We start from the raw sequence: 21,213 nt of genomic DNA, 5'->3' as shown, positions 1-21,213 counted from the left end.
ACTTATTAATTATTATATAGCCAAAATGTAGATAGAATAAACAATTAAGAGTAAGTTTTTGAAAATAATTAATTTTAAAGTTAAGAATAGTTTGATAAAATGTTTAGAGAATAAAAAAATTGAAGAGGTGTCCTATGAATAAAGCAGAAATGATCGATGAAATTGTTAAGAAATTAAAGCTCGTAAATATCGGAGTGATCAAGCCAGAAACTATAGATGATAACAAGGTGGATGAGCTAACAGAGATTTATGAGATGGTAAAGAAACGTGATACATTTTCACCGAGCGAAATGTCTGCGCTCACAGATGCACTAGGAAGTTTACGTAAATAAGGGGGATTACAATGTATAAAGAAGAACAATTAAAGCAGTATGCAGCATTACTCGTCAAGGTAGGTATGAACGTTCAACCTGAGCAACGCGTTTATATTCGCGCGACGGTGGACGCGCAAGATTTCGTTCATCTTGTTGTTGAAGCGGCTTATGAAGCGGGTGCCAGCGATGTTAAAGTGAATTATAGTGACGATAAGCTGGCGCAGTTAAACTTCAAGTATCGTAAACAGGAAAGTTTCGAAAGCGTACCACAATATTTAGTGGATGAGCGTATGGATTATGCGAATGACTATGCAGCTCAGCTTGCACTTATTTCATCAAGTCCAGAAAACTTAAAGGATGCCGATCCTAAGAAAGTCTCAGCGAATATGAAAGCATACGGTACTGCTTTTAAAGATTATATGAAGATGATGCAATCAGACCAGTTCAGCTGGACTGTTGCGGCCTATCCATCAATTGCATGGGCGAAGCTTGTATTCCCAGAACTTGATGAAACAGCAGCATTTGAGAAGTTATTAGATGCAATTTTAGATAGCGTACGTATGAATAGCGAGGATCCAGAAGCTGCATGGGCTACGCATAATCATAATCTTCATAGCAAAGCTGATTATTTAAACAATAAGAAGTATGTAGCACTGCGCTATAAAGCACCAGGGACAGACCTTGAAATTGGATTGCCAGAAGGTCATATTTGGTGTGGTGCATCAAGTATTAATAAAGACGGTATAGAGTTCATGGCGAATATGCCAACAGAAGAAGTATTTACTGTACCGCATAAAGATAGAGTAAATGGCTATGTTTCTAGCACTTTGCCACTGAGTTACGGCGGAAATATTATCGATAACTTTAAATTAACGTTTAAGGATGGGCAAGTAGTCGACTTTGAAGCGCAAACAGGTCAAGATATATTAGAGGGACTGCTAAATACAGATGACGCCGCGAAGTATTTAGGAGAAGTCGCGCTGGTACCACATGATTCACCAATCTCTAATTCTAAGATCTTATACTATAACACATTGTTTGATGAGAACGCATCATGTCATTTAGCATTAGGTTCAGCATACCCATTCTGTCTTGAAGGTGGTAAGGAGCTGGATGATGCAGGACTTGAAGCTGCAGGACTGAACAACTCGATTACACACGAAGACTTTATGATTGGCTCAGCGCAAATGAACATTTATGGTGTAACATCTGAAGGAAACGAAGAAGAGATTTTCTTAAATGGAAATTGGGCATTTTAATTTAGAGAATTAAATGATAGAATAGGATTACTAATGGGTTAAGAGGAGGATGGACATGTCAGTAGCTATGATGTGGTTTGTACTTATTGCGTTTATCTTCGCAATCTTTGTATTTGGTGGCGTACTAATGATGTTTTTAATTAAAGCTTTTGATTCTAAAGAAGCAGATATCATCGACACACCAGAAGAAGCGTTAGAAAAGAAAGTCTTTGCTGATAACGTTCACTAATAATAATTGAGAGGATACGGATTAAGAATCCGCATCCTCTTTCTTTTTTTTGATATAATATTGTCAACTATATATGATTGGGGAATAAATATGAGCGAACGATCAAAAAAATCAATGAGTGCATCAAGAACTGTGAAAACACAGCAGATCTTCCCATCGGATACGAATCATCATAATACATTGTTTGGTGGAAAGCTGATGGCGATGATTGATGACGTGGCGAGCATTGCAGCAACGAGACATTGTGGAAGATCCGTCGTCACTGCAAGTACAGATTCTGTAGATTTTCTGCAGCCGATAAGACCTGGAGAAATTGTGTCAATGGTTGCACTTGTGACCTATACCGGGACATCTTCATTAGAAGTTTGTGTGAAAATAGTTGCTGAAAATATATTGGAACAAAGAAAGCATCTGGCGGCGATCAGTTTCTTAACGTTTGTTGCATTGGATGAGCATAATCAGCCGGTTATGGTGCCAGAAGTTATAGCTGAGACTGAAGACCAGGTATGGCTGAATGAAACCGGGAAAGAACGTGCAAAAGTACGTAAAGAACGTCGAAGTAAGAGTAAGGATCTGCATCAGTTTTTCTCGAATAATTTGACGATATAGTATGGAGTGAGTGTCTAAAAAAGTGACACTCGCGTATAAAAATAAGGCTGAGTGTCCAAAAAAGTGACACTCGCGTATAAAAATAAGGCTGAGTGTCCAAAAAAGTGACACTCGCGCATAAAAATAAGGCTGGGTGTCCAAAAAAGTGACACTCGCGCAGAAATAACATCACGAGTGTCCGCCAAATGGACACTCATCAAAACAAGCTCAACAAAAAATCACGTAAAGCATACTGCTTCACGTGATTTTTTAATTTCTATTGTTCGTGCATGCGTTTTTCGTTTACTTTAAAGTCGACATCTGGATAATACATGTTCTTCACGAGTAGATTCGGACCGAGACATTTCACTTTCGGGCAGTGACAGTTAATCGTCTGATTGAGAGCACTCTGTTTCCACTTATCGTATACATCCTGGAGTGGTGTATCAATAATATTCTCGATTGTGCCTGTTTCATCTCCAAAGTCTGTAACGATCACATCTCCAGTAAATACATTGACATTCAGTCGTGAACGTCCATCTGGATCATTACGAACTGTAACGTTCTTTGCACTATGGACCTCATCTAAAAATGATAAGTCATCTGCATTCATAGAACATGGTAATATCGGTAACGTACCAAATAACATCCATGTATCCTCATCTCTGAATGATAGTAATTGTCTGATTGCAGTTTTCGTTTCTTCTATTGTTAGCACATTCAAATCACTTGCAAAGTCTGATGGATACATCGGATGTACTTCGTGACGCGCACATTTCATATCGTTGACGATTTCCTTATGAATCTTCTCTAGGTGAGGTAACGTGCTTTTATTGAGCATTGTTTCTGCTGAGACAAACATTCCTGCCTCAGATAAGCGTCTTGCGTTCTCTACAATTTGTTCATATAATTTATAGCGTGCTTTAAGTGGTGGTTTCTTATCCATCACGTGAAAACCGACTTCCGCAAATTCATCGATCGTTCCCCAGTTATGAGAAATATGCATCACATCTATTAAATCTATTAGTGGTTCATAACGATCGTAGTTTATCGTTAAGTTTGAGTTCATCTGTGTATAGATACCACGTGACTTAGCATATTCAAGTATAGGCGTTACCGTTTCTTTAATCGATTTTTTAGAGAACATCGGTTCTCCGCCTGTGATGCTTAATGTTGATAAGTGTTCTACTTCATCTAAACGTTTAAGTATCGTCGTCATATCAATTGTATCTGGATCCTTGAGTTGCAATGTATAACCGACAGCACAATGTGCACAACGCATATTACATAGTGTTGTCGTCGTAAATTCTATATTAGATAACTTCGTCTCACCAAATTTCTCCACTTCCTTGTATGCTTCCCATGGATCATTGTGAATTGAAATTTTATCTTTTAAAGCGATCATAATTTGCCTTCTTTCCATTTATTGTCCGTTTACTATTATGAACATGTAAGGAGTGTTGTCAATAAATACATTGAAAGTTTAAGAAATCTGTTACATAATGAATACATTCATAGAATAAAAAGGAGCACATTATGACTAAAGATTCTTTAGAAGAAATTAAAGTAAAATTAAATGATTTTATGGAGACGATTGATTCGGTAAATCCTGAAACAACAGACATCCATGATATTGATGAATGGTTAGCGTTGCTTGATCAGTTAGAACAGAAAGTAAAATCAATTAAACATTAAGGAGATTATATATGACAGATATACAAGTAAAAGTCGGTCAGCAGTTTCCTTTAACAATTAAGAGACTCGGTATCAACGGAGAAGGTATTGGTTATTTTAAACGCAAGATTACTTTTGTAAAAGGGGCATTGCCTGGAGAAGTCATCGTCGCACAAGTAACAGATATTAACCCGAAATACTTGCAGGCAAAGATGGTTAAGATTCGTGAAAAATCAAATGAACGTGTAAAACCGAAATGTAATGTATTCGATTTATGTGGAGGGTGTCAACTACAGCATCTTTCTTATCGTGGACAGTTAAAGTATAAGAAACAAATTGTTGAAGATGCGCTGACAAAATATGCACCGCACGTGAAGCTCGACAAAATTAAAGATGTTAAAGGTATGCATAATCCTTATACGTATAGAAACAAAAATCAATTCCCTGTAGAAAAGACCGGACGTAAAGTGCGTGCGGGGTTATATAAAGAGCATTCTAATACGTTAATTGATCTGCATGAATGTATCGTGCAGGATAACCGTACAATGCATACGACGAATGAAGTGAAGAAGATTATGAGCGAGCTTAATATCGATGCTTGTAAGAATCCGATGCGCGAAAAAGGTGTGCGCCATATCGTTACCCGTGTGGCACTTGCAACAGGTGAAATTCAAGTTGTGTTCGTCACAAATACAAGACACCTAAAAAAACAAGATCTATTAGCAGAACGTGTGATGCGTCTAGCTGGCGTGAAAAGTGTTGCATTAAACATTAACACGGAGAAAACATCTATTGTTATGGGTGATGAAACAATCGTTATCGCGGGTGAGGAAACAATTCGTGAACAACTACAAGATCATATTTATGACTTATCAGCGGAAAGCTTCTTCCAGCTTAATCCGAGACAGACTGTTGTACTTTATAATGAAGTACGCGATGCAGCAGCACTTACAGGTAAGGAGCATGTAGTAGACGCATTCTGTGGAACAGGGACGATTGGTATATGGCTAGCGGATAATGCAGGTGAAGTACGCGGCATGGATACGAATGAAGATGGTATCGTGAATGCCATATATAATGCTACATTAAATGGTGCAGATAACTGTAAGTTTGAAGTTGGCGATGCATCAGAGAAATTAAATGAATGGATTGAAGAAGGTTTCTATCCAGATGTAATAACAGTGGATCCGCCAAGAACAGGATTATCTGAAGAAACGATTAAATTAATCAATGAAATCAAACCGAAGACATTCGTCTATACGAGCTGTAATCCTTCGACATTGGCGAAAGACTTAGCACATTTAACGAAAGCATTTCAGGTGGAGTATATTCAGCCAGTAGATATGTTCCCCCAAACAGCGCAAGTGGAAGCGGTAGTGAAGCTTACACGTAAAAGAAAACTAGGGAAATAATAAATATATTCGTAATAATTCAATGTGGATGTTTTATCATTTCAAAGTGGGGTAAACAATACTATAACGATTTTAGGAGGAGTTTATCTTATGAGTAAGAAAATCGCAGTAGTACTAGATAATTTATTTGAAGACGTAGAATATACGAGCCCGGTTGAGGCCCTTAAGAACGAAGGACATGAAATTACTGTAATCGGTAAGGAAACAGGTACTGTAAAAGGTAAATCTGAAGATACAGAAGTTCAAGTCGACAAAGCAATCAGCGATGTGAAACCTGAAGACTTCGATGCGTTACTTATCCCTGGTGGCTTCTCACCTGATATGTTACGTGGAGATGAGCAAGGTCGTTTCGGTGAATTTACGAAACATTTCGTTCAAGCTGAAAAACCTGTATTTGCTATCTGTCATGGACCGCAATTATTAATCGATACAGATTTATTAAAAGGTAAGAAATTAACAAGTTTCTTATCAGTGCGTAAAGACCTCGAAAATGCAGGGGCTACAGTTGTAGATGAATCAGTAGTTGTGGATTCTAATATCGTAACATCTCGTACACCTGATGATTTAGAAGACTTCAATAGAGAATCATTAAATTTACTAAAATAATGACATTATTAAAAGGTATCTCGTTAGAGATGCCTTTTTTGTTACGATTATCAGACCTATTTTACAGTTTTTAATCGAAGATTCACACTCAGGAGATGTCCTTTCTCGGTCTTAAGATTGATTTTAACCTCTATTTATCAATAATAATTCCTATTCAATATGCGTGATGATATGATATTGACTAAGAGGTGACTGCATGAAAAGAAAAGGTTGTGGATGTTTATCCATTTTATTTATTCCGTTTTTATTATTAACATTTTATATTGGCTTTAATATATTTCAGGGCTATCGTGTTAATATTGATGATCTGCAATCAATTGAACAAAAACAGACGTTCGTTGCGGCAAATAATATGCCAAAACATTTAACGGGTGCATTTGTCGCATTAGAAGACAAAAGATTTTACAAACATACTGGCGTAGACTGGTTAGGTACGACGCGTGCAATAGTTGTCTCATTGAAAAATGGTGAAGCATCTCAAGGTGGCAGTACGATTACACAGCAGTTGGCGAAGACCTATTTCTTTAACAATGAGAAATCGATTTCCAGAAAGATTAAAGAAGTGGTAGTAGCTAAACGCATTGAGAACAATTATTCAAAGGATCAGATATTAAGTTATTATTTAAATACGATTTACTTTGGTGATAATCTGTACTCAGCTGAAGATGCTGCAAATTATTATTTTAATAGGAGTACACATGTGAGTAATGCGTACTATCCACCAGTAACCGTTCTGCAAAGTGCGCTGCTTGCAAGTGCAATTAATGCACCGTCTATTTATCAGATCGATGATTACCACAATGATGCAGCGCTCAAATCCAGAACAGAGTTCACGTTAAATAAAATGTTAGAGCAGAATGTAATAACTGAAATGCAATATAATGAAGCATTAACGGGTTTATAATATAATGAAATACGAGATACTGTCTCGTATTTTTTATTTTTGAGGGCGGTATGATGGAGGGTTATGATGGAACATAAGATTACGAAGATTGAAGTTCAAAAACATAACAAGGATAGATTTAACCTATACATAAACGGCAATTTCTTTGCCGGTATTGATGCAGCGACGTATGTCTATTTTAATTTGAGGAAAGATCTCATATTATCAGATGAAGATCTACGTAATATCGGTGAATATGATGGTTACCGAGTTGCGATTAATAATGCTTTAAACTATTTATCATATAAGAAACGCACAGAATCAGAAGTGAGAAATTATCTCGCAGGCGATGAAGTGCGTAGTGAAGTAATCGAGCGGGTCATTCAGTATTGTAAAGAAAATAAGTATATCGACCATGATGATTATGCGAAGAGTTATATGAATACATTGCTGAACACAACAGATAAAGGTCCTGCAATATTCGTGCAAAACTTAAAGCAGCTCGGCGTTGAACAAGCGATTATAGATAAATATAATGTACAGTTTGAAGGTCTGATTACTTCAGAGCGTATCGATAAGATTGCACAGAAAGTTATGAGAAAATATGAAAAGAAACAATCCGCTAAAATGATTGAACAGAAAATTATTCAAACTCTTATTCAAAAAGGGTATAATTTGGATATTGCAAATGATGTGATGAAAAATGTTAAACTTGAGACAAGTGACCTGGCATTAGATAAAGCATTCGAAAAAACGGTGACCAGACTCGCAAGAAAACATGAAGGTTTCATGCTTAATCAGAAAATTATTCAAAGTTTAATGCAAAAAGGATTTCAGTATGATGATATTATGACAAAGATAAAGGATAGTGGATTAAGTGGAAGAGAAGAAATTGATTGAAATGACGCCGCATGAGTTACAACAGATTACAGCAGATTACAGAGAGCAAGCACGTAAAGCTGAAATGATGGGTATTTTGAATGAATACGAAGTATGGATGCGTAAAGCACTTATTGCAGAAAGCTATTTAGTCGATGCACAGAAAGTACAGCCTGGCAAGGTATATGCGCTCGTAGGAAACGAGCCGGAATACTTTAAGGTAGACCGCGTTAAAGGTGTGTTTGCCTGGGGGTTCAGACTGGGTGGAACACTTGATGAAGAAGGTATCCCGCTTGCATTGCTACAATTATAAGGAGATTGAAAGATGACGAGTGAAATTTTGGTGAGGTTGCTTAATGTTACAAAGTATTTCAGACAAGTCAGTGGTTTTCAGAAGTTCAGAGATTTGATGCTGCCTGAATCAAAGAACCATGTTGTTGAAGTTAAGGATGTAACAATTCATCTCTATCGCGGGGAAATACTTGCTTTAGTCGGCTTACCGAATTCTGGTAAATCCATTATCGGAAAACTTATGGCTAAAGTTGTTGAACCTAACAGTGGTCGTGTTAAGAATGAATATTTAACATTTCTTGCAAGTCATAATCATATATTTGAAGGCAGTACTTCAGTCAGACAACTGATCGAGTCCGTTTTCCTTACGTACAATATGCCGCTTCAATCATACAATGAAAAGCGTAAACATGTGCTCGACTTTGCTGAGCTTGGTGGCAAGGAGAAGTGTTCGATCCAGCAATTAACGATAGAAGAACGTACGAAGCTGCTCGTAAGCCTTGCATATTTTATAAAGCCCGATGTGATTATCTTTGATGAACTTTATCAGTATATGGATAGGGACTTTAAGAAGAAGTTTCATATGGTCATCGATATGTTTAAGAAAGAAAGACGTGCTATCGTGCTGATTGATTCAAATATGGAATTGATTCGAACACGTGCAAACTACATTACATGGATGAGTCATGGGCAAGTAAAGCAATCGGGGGCTCCTGATGAAGTGCTGCCCTTATATCAATCTTATGTAAGTGATTATTATAGTTGCCGTACAGATGAAGAGCGTGAATTGTTTGATCTTCAGATGCGTATGTCACGTAGCCTTAATCACGACAAAGATGAACGGTTAAGTCGTATAAAAAAGTATGGCGGCGCAATCTTTGATGAAAAACTACAGCGTACATTAATATCGACATTGATGTTAATCGCAGGTATTGCAATGATGTTCCTATTGATGATCAATGACATCGGTATGAAGAAAACAGAAGTTGCAGCTGATGAAAAAGGGATTGTAGAGAAAACTGTGGATGAATTTCGTGAAAAGTATGCAATTGGTGTTACGAATAAACCGACCGAACTTCAAGGCGGACAAAAGGTGAAATTACCAGCTGGTAATACTATGACGATTTCTAGTATTGGTGATGAAACATATAAAGTGGATTATCAGAAGAGGACTATGGAAGTTAAGCAACAGGACATTATATATATTAATCCGGCAGCACTGTATGATGAGTATACAATAAGTGAGCTTGAAGATTATATGTATGACAACTATTCGAACTTCAGGGAATTCTTCAATGGCTACCTCGGGAAGCATCATAGTGTTATCAATAAAGAACTGTACCCTGAAACCAACGATCGATTTAAAATTAAACTCACTAAAAATGAAATCTATCTTCACTTTAATGACTACGATATTATGAATGGCATTAGTTTTCCGATAGTCAATGAAGAAAAGCTGAGACAGAAATTCAATATTAGTACAGAACAATGGATTATTAAATTAGATGATGGCTACGCTATTGCTGACTTCAGCAAAGGCGAATGGCTGATTATACAGATGTAGGTGTTTACATGAATGAAATTTATCTTTCAATAAAATATATTCCGCACACATTAAAAAATGCGTTGCTTGAATTTTATTATAACCAGAAGCTCTATTTATCCTGGCTTGCCTTAAATATTTTTGTAATAGCTGCAACTTTCTTCTATATGAATGTTACGGAGAGTCTTCCGTTAGAACGTATCACAAAAATATGGCAGGTCAGTGGTTATTTAATGTTTATGTGTATCGGTTGCTCGATTTATTATGCGATGAAGATTCTACATACGAGAGGCTATGTACTTAATATAACGAATCTACCGAGTTATGTGCTTATTACAGTACAAATCATGAATTTTATTTTTATATTCATAATTTCTTATATCGTACTGCAGCTTGTTGCATTAGGAAATAAAATTGAATTAACGACAAATATATTTTGTATTCTTTACTTTGTACTGATGACCATTATTTTACTGATGCCTATCTGTACTATAGTCGCACTAGGAGGTCATTTAACCCGTAATATAAAATCGATGATTGTATTGCTCCTGCTTATTATTCTTATCACGTCGCCGATTCTCTGGGTTCCAGGAAACTTGCCAGACTTACTGATGAATATACTGAAACTCAACCCATTCAACTTTGTGATCAATGGGGTACAGGAATCTACGGTGTTTGGCACAAATGCATTTTTTAATCTGCCTTCACAAGTTATTTTTATTTTTGAACTTGTTATGCTCTATACGTGGTTTGATTATTTATTTACGATCTTGAAGGATGAAATTAATATTAATAAAAAAGTCAGTAAAAAAATTGAATCATAGAAAAACCCGAATATCGACGTGTTATTAATAACACGTCGATATTCGGGTTAAATTTTGCTCTTAACGAGCTTACGCTGTAATTTTTCTTCTGAGAATACCCATCCCGTGTAGCTATGTGTGACGCGGTATGCGCTATCCAGGCTGAGAATTGCAACGAATGAATAATGTCCGTTCTTTAAGTAACGTAAATCGATAAAGCGAAGTTCATATCCTGTACCCGTCTCTGTGATTGTATAGCGATATATAGAACTAAAGCTTAAGAATGCACGTAAGTTTCTGTCATGCTTTGCGTGCTGCATCACTACTTTATCTGGTAGTTTCTTACGTACGAACTTATCACTGAAGTGAACACTTCCCTTATAGCTTCTACCGATATAGTCATACTTATCAGTCTGGACAGCAATACGCCATTCAAAGAATCTTATTGTTGGAGCAACAAATGATTTAATGACTGTCTCATCTTTAGGAATACGTAACAGGACGTTCTTCTTAATCATTTGTTGCAGCATACGTCGAATGATATAGTAGACGATAAGGAGTAAGTAGAGACTACCAAACGTAGAGATGGGATTAAAGCCGATATACCATAACAATATTGCAATGATATGTGACATAAATATAATCGGATCAAATGTATTGATAATACCGATTTGTATCCATTTCTTAGTAAGTGGTCGTAACGCCTGAGTCCCATATGAATTAAAGATATCTACAAAGACATGCAGCAATACAGCAATTTGTGCCCACATCCATAGATGGAACGGGGCATCCACTTTAAAAACGAGCATCGCCATAACAGTAAGCACAATTGGCCAGAATAATGTAAATGGTATTGAGTGTGTTATCCCGCGGTGATGAGTGATATATACTGCATTATTACGTAACTTCAGTACGGTATCGATATCAGGTATTTGTGAACCGACCATAACAGTGGTCACAACCGCAGGATACATAGAAGTTACTGCAGGATCGATTGTTGCAAGGCCAGCAAGTGCAACGCCCATAACGACATGAGTGGCAGTATCCATAGTATCATTCCTTTCAAGTTTTATTATAGAACAAATAGAATATAATGATAAATTATTCATGCTTAGAATTTAAATTTTTTTAGAAAGAGGAAAGCAATGTTAAACAAACAGCAATTTTCGCAGCATCTCCTGGATTGGTTTTATAAAAATAAACGAGAGATGCCTTGGAGAGAAACGAAAGATCCATATAAAATCTGGTTATCAGAAGTGATGCTGCAGCAGACACAGGTCAATACGGTTAAACCTTATTATTTGAAGTTTACAGAACGATTTCCTGATATACGGACGCTGGCATCTGCAGAGATTGATGAAGTATCGAAATATTGGGAAGGGCTTGGGTATTATTCTCGTGTACGCAATTTCCATAGTGCAGTAAAAGAAGTACAGGAAAGCTATGATGGCGTGGTACCGAATAATCCTGAAGACTTCTTAAAGTTGAAAGGGGTTGGCCCTTATACGCAAGGTGCGGTAATGAGCATTGCATTTAATCATCAAATACCAGCAGTTGATGGCAATGTCTATCGTGTGTTCTCTAGATTGGATAATGATGATTTTGATATATCGAGCTCATCAGCACGACGTCATTTTGAAGACAAGGTGATGGATGTCATGCCAAAAGCAGCAGGTGACTTTAACGAAGCTTTGATGGAACTTGGCGCGACTGTATGTACACCTAAGGCACCATTATGTATGTTCTGTCCAGTTCAACAACATTGTGAAAGTTATAATGCAGGTACTGTACAGTTAAGACCTGTCAAACTAAAGAAGATTAAAAAGAAGATAGAACATTGGAAAGTGCTTGTGATTATGCATGACGATAAGATATATATTGAGCAGCGACCATCGACTGGATTACTGCAGTCGATGTGGCAGTTTCCGATGTTTAATATCGACACGCATCAAGACACGATTGAAGAACAGCTGAATATGTCGTTATATGTTGAAGATGATCCTTTTATGTCACTTAAGCATCAGTTTACGCATGTGACATGGGATATGGAAGTTTATCGTGCCGTGGCATTAGGTCGTGTAGATGACGCAAAATTTATAGATATAGAGGAGAAGGAACGTTTCAATTTCCCTGTATCGATGACAAAAATATTCAAAAAATATATTGATGAGTTGAAATAGGTTAAATGTGAAAAAAGTTATGTTATAATTTAAAATGCAAATACTAAATATAGGTGGTGTGGAACATGGTCAAAGAATCCATACCAAAAGAAGGCCAGAATGTGCAGATTCAAAGCTATAAACATAATGGGAAAATTCACAGAATCTGGTCCGAAACAACGATTTTAAAAGGAACAAATCATGTCATTATCGGAGGGAATAATCGTACTCTTGTAACTGAGAGTGATGGTCGAACTTGGGTTACACGTGAACCTGCAATCGTCTATTTTCATGCAGAATACTGGTTCAATGTCATCTGTATGTTCCGTGAAGATGGCGTTTATTATTACTGTAACTTATCCTCACCGTTCGTATGTGATAGTGAGGCTATTAAGTACATTGATTACGACCTGGATATTAAAGTATATCCAAATGGTAAGTATCATCTGCTTGATGAAGATGAATATCAGCAGCACATGAAACAGATGAACTATCCCGAAGAGATCGATTTGATCCTAAGGCGAAACGTTGACATTTTGCAACAATGGATTGAAAGAAAGAAAGGACCATTTGCTCCGGACTTTATCAAAGTCTGGCAGGAAAGATTTCATTTTCAAAAGAGAATCAAGGAAGATTAAGGATACGGGGCAGTAATCCTCTTTGTTAAATCCGGACAGTGTGAAGAAAATGTATGTCGTTTTCTGCATTGTTCGGTTTTTTGATTCATTAACAAACAAGAATAATATTGAAGGAGAATAATATGTTAAAGCGCTATATGCAATTTGTAAAACCCTATACGATGCTGATTATCTTGACGATTATTATAGGGATATTAAAGTTTGGAATTCCGTTATTAATTCCATTATTGATTAAATATGTTATCGATGATGTCATCAATAATACATCGATGTCAGTCGCAGAGAAAAAAGAAGCATTACTACAAGCCTTACTCTTATTCGGATTTATCTTCACGGTTATCCGTCCGCCAGTTGAGTATTTCAGACAGTATCTTGCTCAATGGACAAGCAACAAAATACTATACGATATTAGAAAGAAGCTCTATAAGCATCTTCAGGCACTGAGCGTGAGGTTTTATGCTAACAATAAAGTTGGAGAAGTCATCTCACGTGTTATCAATGATGTTGAATCGACGAAAGATTTCATCATCACAGGTCTGATGAATGTATGGCTGGACTTAGTTACGATTATTATTGCACTTGCTATTATGTTTACGATGGATGTCAAGCTGACGCTTGTGTCATTGATTGTCTTTCCGTTTTATATGTTCAGCGTCTATTATTTCTTCGGCAACCTGCGTAAACTTACGCGTGAACGCAGTCAGTCGCTGGCAGAAGTGCAAGGATTCCTGCATGAACGTGTTCAAGGTATGACATTGATCAAGACATTTGCTATAGAAGAAGAGGAAAATAAGCGGTTCGATAGACGCAACAAGAACTTTTTGAATAAGGCGATGAATCATACGAGATGGAATGCCAAAAGTTTTGCTGTAATCAATACGATTACAGATGTCGGGCCATTGCTTGTAGTAGGCTTTGGTGCATGGCAGGTCATTGGTGGCCACCTTTCAGTCGGTGCATTAGCAGCATTTATCGCGTATCTTGACAGATTGTATGGCCCTTTAAGAAGACTGGTCAGCTCATCAACGACATTAACACAAAGCATGGCGTCGATGGACCGAATGTTCCAGCTCTTTGATGAACCTTATGATATTAAAGATACGAAGAACGCACGTGATATTCAGATCCACCGAGGAGATATTTCATTTAACAATGTTGGATTTAAGTATAACGAAGATGATACAGAAGTATTGCACAATATTAATCTGGATATTAAAAGTGGTGAAACTATAGCGTTTGTTGGAATGAGCGGTGGGGGTAAATCGACGATGATCAGTCTGATACCGAGATTCTACGATGTTACGCAAGGTGAAATCATCGTAGATCATCATCCGATTAAAGATTATACACTGGAAAGCTTACGTACACAGATAGGCATGGTCATGCAGGATAATATTCTCTTCTCTGAATCGATTCGTAATAATATCTTGTTAGGAAAACCTGGTGCCACAGAAGAAGAGATGATTCAGGCTGCGAAACTCGCGAATGCCCACGACTTTATTATGAGTTTACCTGACGGCTACGATACAGAAGTAGGCGAACGTGGCGTTAAGTTATCAGGTGGTCAGAAGCAGCGTGTTGCAATTTCTCGTGTATTCCTGAAGAATCCACCGATTCTTATACTGGATGAAGCGACAAGTGCACTGGACCTTGAAAGTGAAGCGGTGATACAGGAAGCACTAGAGTCTCTATCTCAAGATAGAACAACAGTAATCGTCGCACATAGATTGTCGACAATTACACATGCAGATAAGATTGTAGTGGTTCAAGATGGTGAAATTGTTGAAATGGGTACACACCACGAATTGATGCAAAAGCACGAACATTATTATAATCTCTATTCTATTCAAAACTTAGAAAGTATTGATTAAGAATTATTTATTTAAATCTATAGTGATTTCAACAAGGTCTATCTGCAAAATTCATTGTTTCCAAAAGAAGTAAGTGAACTGGAAATTGATCAATCTATGTTTATCTCAAAGTTATATAGAGGTCTGGAAGAGGTGATTTAAATGGATTTAACATTTTTAGCACATGATACATTAACAGCAGCACAAGCCTTGCTCGGAAAGTATATCTACACTGAGCAGGATGGTGCTGTTACCGGTGGATATATTACTGAAGTAGAAGCATATCTTGGGGAACATGATAAAGCAGCACATGCATATCAGCTGCGTCGGACTAAGAAGAACGAAATGATGTATCGCGACTTTGGTACGATTTATGTATATACGATGCATGGACATCATTGTATGAACTTTATAACGAAAGATACAGCGCATCCTGAAGGGGTGCTTATCCGTGGAATCGAACCAGTAACAGGAATAGATACGATGATAGAGAGGCGAGGTCGTGAAAATCATCTGACGGACGGACCAGGAAAACTGACACAAAGTTTAGGAATTAAACGAGAACATTACAACGGAACGCGTCTAAATGACGACGGCGTATGTATAAGAGAAGGCAGAACACCGAGAGTAATTACAGCATCAAAGCGTATCGGAATCGATAATAAAGAAGAAGCGGTGGATTATCTCTATCGATTTACTGTAAAAGGAAATCCACACGTATCAAAAGATAAAGTCGTGGTAGAAGAGAATAATGGTTGGCAATGATAAAAGGGAGTGCGATTTCGCACTCCCTTTTATGTTGAACAAATTATAACTCTTCACTATGTTCTATTCTGAATTTCTTATCCTCTTTATGAAACTTATAGAAACTATGTGTAATACGATCAAGGTGTTCGAGTTTATCACGATAATCAAATAGTGTCCCGATAATTACAAATATATGTTCCTTACTATATGCATCACTTGGTGTCGTGTTGATCTCTTCAAGAAAGGCATCCATGATATTGAGCTTATAAGGTTCGGTTATCCCGGTTTGACAGTCATGTTTTGTAGCGGGCACTTTCTTTGATATCCGCATAAGTAGCTCTTCATGTAGTGTCATTAATTCATCGAGTTCAAATTTAATCTGAACTTTTAGTTCTTCCGGCAAATTAATGACATCATTTTCGTATCTATGCATTTTGCGCAGTACATCATAGGCGCGACGCGTTGCCAGTACAGTCTCTTTAAAGATGATCTTTTTGCGTAGATTCCGAATACTGCCTTTTTTCGTGTATGCACGTTCTTCTTTGTACAAGTTATACTGTTCTTCAAGTTTCTCGATACGACTGCGGATGTTATCTATATCTCTTTTTACTGCATGGAATTCTGTTGAGCCATTAATTTCTAGACGAATCCACTTGAAAATATCACTCGAGATACTTAAACATTGATAATAAATCTTACTTTCGAATTTAGGCGGTAAAAATAATGTGTTCACGACAAACGCACTGATTACTCCAATCATAACGAACGTAAATCTTAAAACAGCAGATTCCAGGAACGCACCGTCCTGATGGTCCATAATAATGAGCTGAGTGACTACAGCAAGACCTGTAACATGTGAAAGGTTGACTTTCTGTAATATTGAAATCAGCATGATAGAAGTAATGCCGATAATGACGATATGAAAACCAAATAAAGAAGCCATGATTATTGCAAGTACAGCACCTATTAAGTTTCCTTGAAATTGTTCAATAATCGTTTTAAATGATCTGTACACATTGGGTTGCATTGCAAATAATGCTGAGATGCCAGCAACGATAGCGCCTTGCCCATTGATTTGATGTGCGATTAACAAGGCAACGATAATAGCAATTCCAGTTTTGAATATACGTGCACCTAATTTCATATTTTGACCTCATTTATTTATTCGTTAGTACACTTATACATGACATTGCATATTTTTTCAAGCTACATTTGTTTGAAACTGTTTTCAACTGCGATTAGTGTATCTTGAATATCTTGCTCGGTATGCGCGATAGTAATGAACCATGCCTCGTATTTAGAAGGTGCAAGGTTGATTCCTTGATGCAGCATCAGTTTGAAGAATTTGGCGAAAGCTTCTCCATCGGTAGCTTCAGCTTGTTCATAATTCTCTACTTTTTCATCTGTAAAATAAATTGTCATCGCACCTTTAAGACGATTAATATTGGCTTTGATACTATATTTTTCAATCAGTTCATTCATGCCTGTCTCGAGCATCTCACCAAGCTTATCCAGATAATCATAAGTACCTTCAGCCTTGATCACTTCAAGTAGAGCGATACCTGCCTGCATACTTAATGGATTGCCTGCCATCGTACCTGCCTGATAAGTTGGACCAAGAGGCGCAACATGTTCCATGATATCCTGACGTCCACCGTATGCCCCAATCGGTAAGCCGCCACCAATAACTTTACCGAAAGCTGTCAAGTCAGGTTTTACACCAAGCATGTCTTGTGCACCACCGTAGCAGAAACGGAATGCAGTGATAACTTCATCATAGATAACAAGCGCCCCGTGACTATGTGCCACTTCATTCACTGCTTCAAGAAATCCAGCGTATGGTTCTACAATACCGAAATTACCGACGATTGGCTCAACTAATACACCTGCAATCTGATCGCCGAAGTGATGGAATGCTTCTTTGAATTGTTCTATATCATTAAATGGAACCGTAATTACTTCTTGTGCCACACTCTTTGGTACGCCTGCCGAGTCCGGAGTACCAAGTTGTGAAGGGCCACTGCCTGCTGCCACAAGTACTAAGTCTGAATGGCCATGATAGCATCCTGCAAATTTAATAATCTTATCTCTGCCAGTATATGCACGCGCAACACGAATCGTTGTCATCACAGCTTCCGTACCTGAGTTAACGAAGCGTACTTTTTCTAATGATGGGATTGCTTCTTGCAGCATTTCAGCAAACACAACTTCGTGTTCTGTTGGAGTGCCATATAATACACCACTTTCAGCTGCACGCTTAATGGCTTCAGTAATGTGAGGATGCGCATGACCTGTAATAATTGGGCCATAAGCTGCAAGATAATCAATATATTTATTACCGTCCACATCATAGAAGTAAGCACCTTCACCACGCGCCATCACTACAGGCGCACCGCCACCAACTGCTTTATAAGAACGAGAAGGTGAGTTAACACCTCCAAGGATTGCCGCATTCGCACGATTTTGTATTGCTTCTGAATTACTAAAGTTCATTTTATCGACCTCTTTTGTTTTGTATTTTCGTCTACTATACTATCATATACTTATACAATATTTGAGGATGGAGTGTTATTTATGTTAGAAAAGGGAATGTTATTACCTAATTTTAAGATGGAGAATCAAGATGGGGAAATCATTACAAATCAAGATCTGTTCGGTAAAAAGACAGTTTTATACTTCTATCCGAGAGATAATACACCAACATGTACAACTCAAGCGTGTGATTTCAATGATAATCTAGATGTACTTAATGCACTGGATGCACAAGTATATGGTATAAGTGGAGATAGTAAAGTAAAGCATACGAATTTTATTAATAAGCATAATCTGAAATTCGATTTGCTAGTAGATGAAGACTATGGTTTTTCAAAGCAGCTAAGTATATATAGGCTCAAGAAGTCGTTCGGTAAGGAATCAATGGGCATTGTCAGAACAACGATTATTCTTGATGACGATACACGAATCATTGAAGTCTTTGACGGTGTTAAAGTGAAGACTCAGATGGAAGATATCAAAAAAGTATTGCAAGGAGAAAAATAGATGAACATTATTTCGAATGTAAAACTTGGAGAATTATTGAATAATCTTATAGCACAGTACCCTGAGCATTCATTTAAATCAATAGCGCTAAAAGATATGACTGATGAAGATAAGAAAAGTATGGATATATTAATCTCACATGACGGACGAGTGGATGAAGCATTTCTCTCACAATGCCCGAATTTAAAATGGATAGCATGGTATGCAGCTGGAGTTAACAAGCTGCCACTTAAAACAATTAAAGAGAGAAATATGATATTAACGAACGCACGTGGCGTTCATAAAGTACAAATCTCGGAGTATATATTCAGCTATATTATGACGGACTACAAAAATGTATTAGAATATTACAAATTACAACAGGATAAAGGCTTTAAAACAGACATTAGACACAAAGAACTGTTCGAGCAGACCATCTGCTTTATCGGTACAGGAGAAATCCCGTCGTATGCTGCACGTATTGCACAAGCATTCAATATGAAAGTAATTGGTATCAATACAACAGGGCAAGATATAGCGTATTTTGATGAAGTATATGCGATTGATGAACGCCTACACGCATTTGAACAATCAGATATAATTGTCAATGTATTACCGGAAACAGAAAGTACGATAAATCTACTTAAACAAGAAGATTTCCAGGCGATGGGGAGTGACGCACTGTTTATTAATGTAGGTAGAGGTACAGTAGTTAAAGAAGATATACTGATTCAGGCATTGACAGATAAAGTCATTAGATTTGCATGCCTAGATGTCTTTTATAACGAACCCCTTGAAGCGGAGCATCCACTATATAAATTAGACAACGTAATTATGACACCACATATAACTGGACTGAGTACCCATTACAATCAACGTGCTACAAATATTTTTGTTGATAATATGAATATGGGAATTGATAATAAACATAACTTCAAGAATCTGGTAGACTTAGACAAAGGGTACTAAACTAGGTATTTGACAATAAGGAAAATTAAGATGTAAAATAGAATTACTATAAAGTAAAAAGAGGTGATCAAATGTCAGTTCATACGCAGAAAGACTTTCTGCAAGAAGCAATTAGCACGTTAAGAAAGACTGGCGTAAGGATTACACCTCAACGACAAGCTATTTTACAGTACCTTATTGCAACAGATAGTCACCCGTCAGCTGATGAAATTTATAAAGCGCTATCCCCGAATTTCCCTAATATGAGTGTGGCTACTGTCTATAATAACTTAAAGGTCTTCAAAGAGAGCGGTCTTGTAAAGGAACTCACATATGGTGATGCAGCGAGCAGATTTGATTTTGATACGCAGAATCATTACCACATTATCTGTACAGCTTGTGGTAAGATTAAAGATTTTCACTACCCGAGATTAGATGAAGTAGAGAATATTGCAGAACATATTACAGGTTATGCTGTTACCCATCATCGTATGGAGATTTATGGTGTATGTCCAGAATGTCAAAATAAAAACGGAAACTAATTAAAATTAGTTTCCGTTTTTATTTTGTTCTTCAAGTGCCTTGCTCTTTCTCTTATTATTGTAATCTTGATTGAACGCTTTACCTTCTAATGAAGGGTCAAGTGTCAATGGCTGGTTGCAGTTAGCACATATATCCGCTCTGCCAAGCATCTTTGTATAATGCTCACAGTTTGGACAGCGTACCTGTACAGTTCTTGTCGATAGCATACCAATCCAGAAATACATTACGAAACTAAATAAGAATAATAATGTACCAATCAATAAAAACAATGAAAACAGCAGTTTACTATGAGAGAAATAGAATATTGCCGCACCTATATACATTACAATCATTGCAATAAATATAATAGAAAGTGCCCAAGTGCGCATTCTGTTGATCTTACTCGTAGGTTTTCTATTGAATAACTTCAAATCATCATCTCCTATATATACTGACAAGAATTATAACATATTCTTTATATACTGTTATAATAACGCGCTATAATTAAAATGAGTGTTATAACATAAAGGATAATTATCAATAGAACTATAATATATAGAAGAAAGAATAATAAATAAAAAATAATTATAAAAAGGCTTGACGAATATGGGTTCACTTGTTAAGATATAAAAGTCGCAAAAACAAGCGACGCCAACGATTAAGCGTTTGAAAAACAAATTGAAAAAGTGTAAAAAAGACTATTGAAACTTTGTTCTCAAACATTTAATATTAATTGAGTAAGAACGGCGCACAAAACATTTCAAATAAGAAATCGTGAGTGTAAAACTTCTTCAAAATAAAGCTTGCAAACAAGAAAGAAACGTGTTAAACTTTTATCTTGTAGCAACAA

General features: G+C 36.9%; 24 protein-coding genes. 19 read left to right on the top strand and 5 right to left on the bottom strand.

Features of this window, described 5'->3' with window-relative positions; all coding sequences use genetic code 11:
* The first annotated feature begins 134 nt into the window (after positions 1 to 134).
* From QNJ52_RS10710 to QNJ52_RS10695, 4 genes are all read left to right on the top strand, one after another.
* Positions 135 to 332, top strand: coding sequence for a DUF1128 family protein (locus tag QNJ52_RS10710; protein WP_283722587.1), 198 nt, complete (start codon positions 135 to 137; stop codon positions 330 to 332).
* 11 nt (positions 333 to 343) lie between these two features.
* Positions 344 to 1,573: an aminopeptidase gene (locus QNJ52_RS10705; RefSeq protein WP_283722586.1), complete on the top strand. Its 1,230-nt coding sequence runs from the start codon at positions 344 to 346 to the stop codon at positions 1,571 to 1,573.
* Between the two features lie 55 nt (positions 1,574 to 1,628).
* Positions 1,629 to 1,802, top strand: coding sequence for a hypothetical protein (locus QNJ52_RS10700; RefSeq protein ID WP_170134823.1), 174 nt, complete (start codon positions 1,629 to 1,631; stop codon positions 1,800 to 1,802).
* A gap of 90 nt (positions 1,803 to 1,892) precedes the next feature.
* Positions 1,893 to 2,411 carry an acyl-CoA thioesterase gene (locus QNJ52_RS10695; protein ID WP_211321858.1) on the top strand — a complete coding sequence of 173 codons (519 nt, stop codon included), beginning with the start codon at positions 1,893 to 1,895 and terminating at the stop codon, positions 2,409 to 2,411.
* A 256-nt stretch (positions 2,412 to 2,667) separates the two neighbouring features.
* On the opposite strand, the gene yfkAB is transcribed toward QNJ52_RS10695, so the two are convergent.
* Positions 2,668 to 3,795, bottom strand: a complete 1,128-nt coding sequence (yfkAB, locus tag QNJ52_RS10690; protein ID WP_283722581.1) for a radical SAM/CxCxxxxC motif protein YfkAB — start codon at positions 3,793 to 3,795, stop codon at positions 2,668 to 2,670.
* A gap of 131 nt (positions 3,796 to 3,926) precedes the next feature.
* Between yfkAB and QNJ52_RS10685 the strand changes: the two genes are divergently transcribed.
* From QNJ52_RS10685 to QNJ52_RS10650, 8 genes are all read left to right on the top strand, one after another.
* Complete coding sequence (locus QNJ52_RS10685; RefSeq protein WP_157819712.1) at positions 3,927 to 4,085, top strand: SE1561 family protein; 159 nt, start codon at positions 3,927 to 3,929, stop codon at positions 4,083 to 4,085.
* Between the two features lie 11 nt (positions 4,086 to 4,096).
* Entirely contained in the window at positions 4,097 to 5,476 is a 1,380-nt protein-coding gene (gene rlmD, locus QNJ52_RS10680; protein WP_219492979.1) for a 23S rRNA (uracil(1939)-C(5))-methyltransferase RlmD, read from the top strand.
* Positions 5,477 to 5,566: 90 nt separating this feature from the next.
* On the top strand, positions 5,567 to 6,082 hold the full coding sequence (locus tag QNJ52_RS10675) for a type 1 glutamine amidotransferase domain-containing protein (protein ID WP_283722580.1): 516 nt from the start codon (positions 5,567 to 5,569) through the stop codon (positions 6,080 to 6,082).
* 196 nt (positions 6,083 to 6,278) lie between these two features.
* Complete coding sequence (locus tag QNJ52_RS10670; RefSeq protein WP_219492977.1) at positions 6,279 to 6,986, top strand: glycosyltransferase; 708 nt, start codon at positions 6,279 to 6,281, stop codon at positions 6,984 to 6,986.
* 66 nt (positions 6,987 to 7,052) lie between these two features.
* A complete protein-coding gene (recX, locus tag QNJ52_RS10665; RefSeq protein ID WP_219492976.1) occupies positions 7,053 to 7,865 on the top strand; it encodes a recombination regulator RecX in 813 nt (270 codons plus the stop codon).
* Entirely contained in the window at positions 7,843 to 8,157 is a 315-nt protein-coding gene (locus QNJ52_RS10660) for a YfhH family protein (RefSeq protein WP_283722579.1), read from the top strand. The genes recX and QNJ52_RS10660 overlap by 23 nt, the downstream gene beginning before the upstream one ends.
* Before the next feature lie 12 nt (positions 8,158 to 8,169).
* Entirely contained in the window at positions 8,170 to 9,699 is a 1,530-nt protein-coding gene (locus QNJ52_RS10655) for an ABC transporter ATP-binding protein (protein ID WP_219492974.1), read from the top strand.
* Between the two features lie 8 nt (positions 9,700 to 9,707).
* Positions 9,708 to 10,502 carry a hypothetical protein gene (locus QNJ52_RS10650; protein ID WP_219492973.1) on the top strand — a complete coding sequence of 265 codons (795 nt, stop codon included), beginning with the start codon at positions 9,708 to 9,710 and terminating at the stop codon, positions 10,500 to 10,502.
* Between the two features lie 47 nt (positions 10,503 to 10,549).
* On the opposite strand, the gene QNJ52_RS10645 is transcribed toward QNJ52_RS10650, so the two are convergent.
* Positions 10,550 to 11,530: a metal-dependent hydrolase gene (locus QNJ52_RS10645; RefSeq protein ID WP_283722577.1), complete on the bottom strand. Its 981-nt coding sequence runs from the start codon at positions 11,528 to 11,530 to the stop codon at positions 10,550 to 10,552.
* Positions 11,531 to 11,626: 96 nt separating this feature from the next.
* On the opposite strand from QNJ52_RS10645, the gene mutY reads away from it, so the two are divergent.
* The 4 genes from mutY (at position 11,627) to QNJ52_RS10625 (ending at position 15,893) form a co-directional block, all read left to right on the top strand.
* On the top strand, positions 11,627 to 12,661 hold the full coding sequence (gene mutY / locus QNJ52_RS10640) for an A/G-specific adenine glycosylase (protein WP_219492971.1): 1,035 nt from the start codon (positions 11,627 to 11,629) through the stop codon (positions 12,659 to 12,661).
* Between the two features lie 65 nt (positions 12,662 to 12,726).
* Entirely contained in the window at positions 12,727 to 13,278 is a 552-nt protein-coding gene (gene ntdP / locus QNJ52_RS10635) for a nucleoside tri-diphosphate phosphatase (RefSeq protein ID WP_041636159.1), read from the top strand.
* A 122-nt stretch (positions 13,279 to 13,400) separates the two neighbouring features.
* Positions 13,401 to 15,149 (top strand): ABC transporter ATP-binding protein, encoded by a 1,749-nt coding sequence (locus QNJ52_RS10630; protein ID WP_283722576.1) that lies wholly within the window; start codon positions 13,401 to 13,403, stop codon positions 15,147 to 15,149.
* Positions 15,150 to 15,290: 141 nt separating this feature from the next.
* Positions 15,291 to 15,893, top strand: a complete 603-nt coding sequence (locus QNJ52_RS10625; RefSeq protein WP_283722575.1) for a DNA-3-methyladenine glycosylase — start codon at positions 15,291 to 15,293, stop codon at positions 15,891 to 15,893.
* A gap of 43 nt (positions 15,894 to 15,936) precedes the next feature.
* Here QNJ52_RS10625 and QNJ52_RS10620 read toward each other — a convergent pair whose 3' ends face one another.
* Both QNJ52_RS10620 and QNJ52_RS10615 read right to left on the bottom strand, forming a co-directional pair.
* Entirely contained in the window at positions 15,937 to 17,019 is a 1,083-nt protein-coding gene (locus QNJ52_RS10620) for an FUSC family protein (protein WP_219492965.1), read from the bottom strand.
* A 62-nt stretch (positions 17,020 to 17,081) separates the two neighbouring features.
* The gene (locus QNJ52_RS10615) at positions 17,082 to 18,368 is read right to left on the bottom strand and encodes a glutamate-1-semialdehyde 2,1-aminomutase (protein WP_283722574.1); all 1,287 of its coding nucleotides are present in this window, start codon (positions 18,366 to 18,368) and stop codon (positions 17,082 to 17,084) included.
* 81 nt (positions 18,369 to 18,449) lie between these two features.
* Here QNJ52_RS10615 and QNJ52_RS10610 point away from each other — a divergent pair, with 81 nt between their 5' ends.
* The 3 genes from QNJ52_RS10610 to perR all read left to right on the top strand — a co-directional run bounded on the left by QNJ52_RS10610 (position 18,450) and on the right by perR (position 20,383).
* On the top strand, positions 18,450 to 18,914 hold the full coding sequence (locus QNJ52_RS10610; protein ID WP_283722573.1) for a peroxiredoxin: 465 nt from the start codon (positions 18,450 to 18,452) through the stop codon (positions 18,912 to 18,914).
* On the top strand, positions 18,915 to 19,862 hold the full coding sequence (locus tag QNJ52_RS10605) for a phosphoglycerate dehydrogenase (protein ID WP_283722572.1): 948 nt from the start codon (positions 18,915 to 18,917) through the stop codon (positions 19,860 to 19,862).
* Positions 19,863 to 19,933: 71 nt separating this feature from the next.
* A complete protein-coding gene (gene perR, locus QNJ52_RS10600) occupies positions 19,934 to 20,383 on the top strand; it encodes a Fur family transcriptional regulator (RefSeq protein ID WP_219492958.1) in 450 nt (149 codons plus the stop codon).
* Between the two features lie 6 nt (positions 20,384 to 20,389).
* Here the strand turns inward: perR and QNJ52_RS10595 are convergent, their stop codons facing one another.
* Positions 20,390 to 20,794 carry a YgzB family protein gene (locus QNJ52_RS10595; protein WP_086039104.1) on the bottom strand — a complete coding sequence of 135 codons (405 nt, stop codon included), beginning with the start codon at positions 20,792 to 20,794 and terminating at the stop codon, positions 20,390 to 20,392.
* Positions 20,795 to 21,213: the final 419 nt, after the last annotated feature.

This window comes from Macrococcus sp. S115, assembly GCF_030067655.1.
Classification (GTDB): domain Bacteria; phylum Bacillota; class Bacilli; order Staphylococcales; family Staphylococcaceae; genus Macrococcoides; species Macrococcoides psychrotolerans.
The sequence above is the reverse complement of the archived record's forward strand: the minus strand, read 5'-3'. Positions and strand labels throughout refer to the sequence as shown.

What these genes read in the sequence shown, in the direction of transcription:
- QNJ52_RS10710 (WP_283722587.1), top strand. Translation starts at nt 135, where the DNA reads ATGAATAAAGCAGAAATGATCGATGAAATTGTTAAGAAATTAAAGCTC.
- QNJ52_RS10705 (WP_283722586.1), top strand. Translation starts at nt 344, where the DNA reads ATGTATAAAGAAGAACAATTAAAGCAGTATGCAGCATTACTCGTCAAG.
- QNJ52_RS10700 (WP_170134823.1), top strand. Translation starts at nt 1,629, where the DNA reads ATGTCAGTAGCTATGATGTGGTTTGTACTTATTGCGTTTATCTTCGCA.
- QNJ52_RS10695 (WP_211321858.1), top strand. Translation starts at nt 1,893, where the DNA reads ATGAGCGAACGATCAAAAAAATCAATGAGTGCATCAAGAACTGTGAAA.
- yfkAB (WP_283722581.1), bottom strand. Translation starts at nt 3,795, where the DNA reads ATGATCGCTTTAAAAGATAAAATTTCAATTCACAATGATCCATGGGAA.
- QNJ52_RS10685 (WP_157819712.1), top strand. Translation starts at nt 3,927, where the DNA reads ATGACTAAAGATTCTTTAGAAGAAATTAAAGTAAAATTAAATGATTTT.
- rlmD (WP_219492979.1), top strand. Translation starts at nt 4,097, where the DNA reads ATGACAGATATACAAGTAAAAGTCGGTCAGCAGTTTCCTTTAACAATT.
- QNJ52_RS10675 (WP_283722580.1), top strand. Translation starts at nt 5,567, where the DNA reads ATGAGTAAGAAAATCGCAGTAGTACTAGATAATTTATTTGAAGACGTA.
- QNJ52_RS10670 (WP_219492977.1), top strand. Translation starts at nt 6,279, where the DNA reads ATGAAAAGAAAAGGTTGTGGATGTTTATCCATTTTATTTATTCCGTTT.
- recX (WP_219492976.1), top strand. Translation starts at nt 7,053, where the DNA reads ATGGAACATAAGATTACGAAGATTGAAGTTCAAAAACATAACAAGGAT.
- QNJ52_RS10655 (WP_219492974.1), top strand. Translation starts at nt 8,170, where the DNA reads ATGACGAGTGAAATTTTGGTGAGGTTGCTTAATGTTACAAAGTATTTC.
- QNJ52_RS10650 (WP_219492973.1), top strand. Translation starts at nt 9,708, where the DNA reads ATGAATGAAATTTATCTTTCAATAAAATATATTCCGCACACATTAAAA.
- QNJ52_RS10645 (WP_283722577.1), bottom strand. Translation starts at nt 11,530, where the DNA reads ATGGATACTGCCACTCATGTCGTTATGGGCGTTGCACTTGCTGGCCTT.
- mutY (WP_219492971.1), top strand. Translation starts at nt 11,627, where the DNA reads ATGTTAAACAAACAGCAATTTTCGCAGCATCTCCTGGATTGGTTTTAT.
- ntdP (WP_041636159.1), top strand. Translation starts at nt 12,727, where the DNA reads ATGGTCAAAGAATCCATACCAAAAGAAGGCCAGAATGTGCAGATTCAA.
- QNJ52_RS10630 (WP_283722576.1), top strand. Translation starts at nt 13,401, where the DNA reads ATGTTAAAGCGCTATATGCAATTTGTAAAACCCTATACGATGCTGATT.
- QNJ52_RS10625 (WP_283722575.1), top strand. Translation starts at nt 15,291, where the DNA reads ATGGATTTAACATTTTTAGCACATGATACATTAACAGCAGCACAAGCC.
- QNJ52_RS10620 (WP_219492965.1), bottom strand. Translation starts at nt 17,019, where the DNA reads ATGAAATTAGGTGCACGTATATTCAAAACTGGAATTGCTATTATCGTT.
- QNJ52_RS10615 (WP_283722574.1), bottom strand. Translation starts at nt 18,368, where the DNA reads ATGAACTTTAGTAATTCAGAAGCAATACAAAATCGTGCGAATGCGGCA.
- QNJ52_RS10610 (WP_283722573.1), top strand. Translation starts at nt 18,450, where the DNA reads ATGTTAGAAAAGGGAATGTTATTACCTAATTTTAAGATGGAGAATCAA.
- QNJ52_RS10605 (WP_283722572.1), top strand. Translation starts at nt 18,915, where the DNA reads ATGAACATTATTTCGAATGTAAAACTTGGAGAATTATTGAATAATCTT.
- perR (WP_219492958.1), top strand. Translation starts at nt 19,934, where the DNA reads ATGTCAGTTCATACGCAGAAAGACTTTCTGCAAGAAGCAATTAGCACG.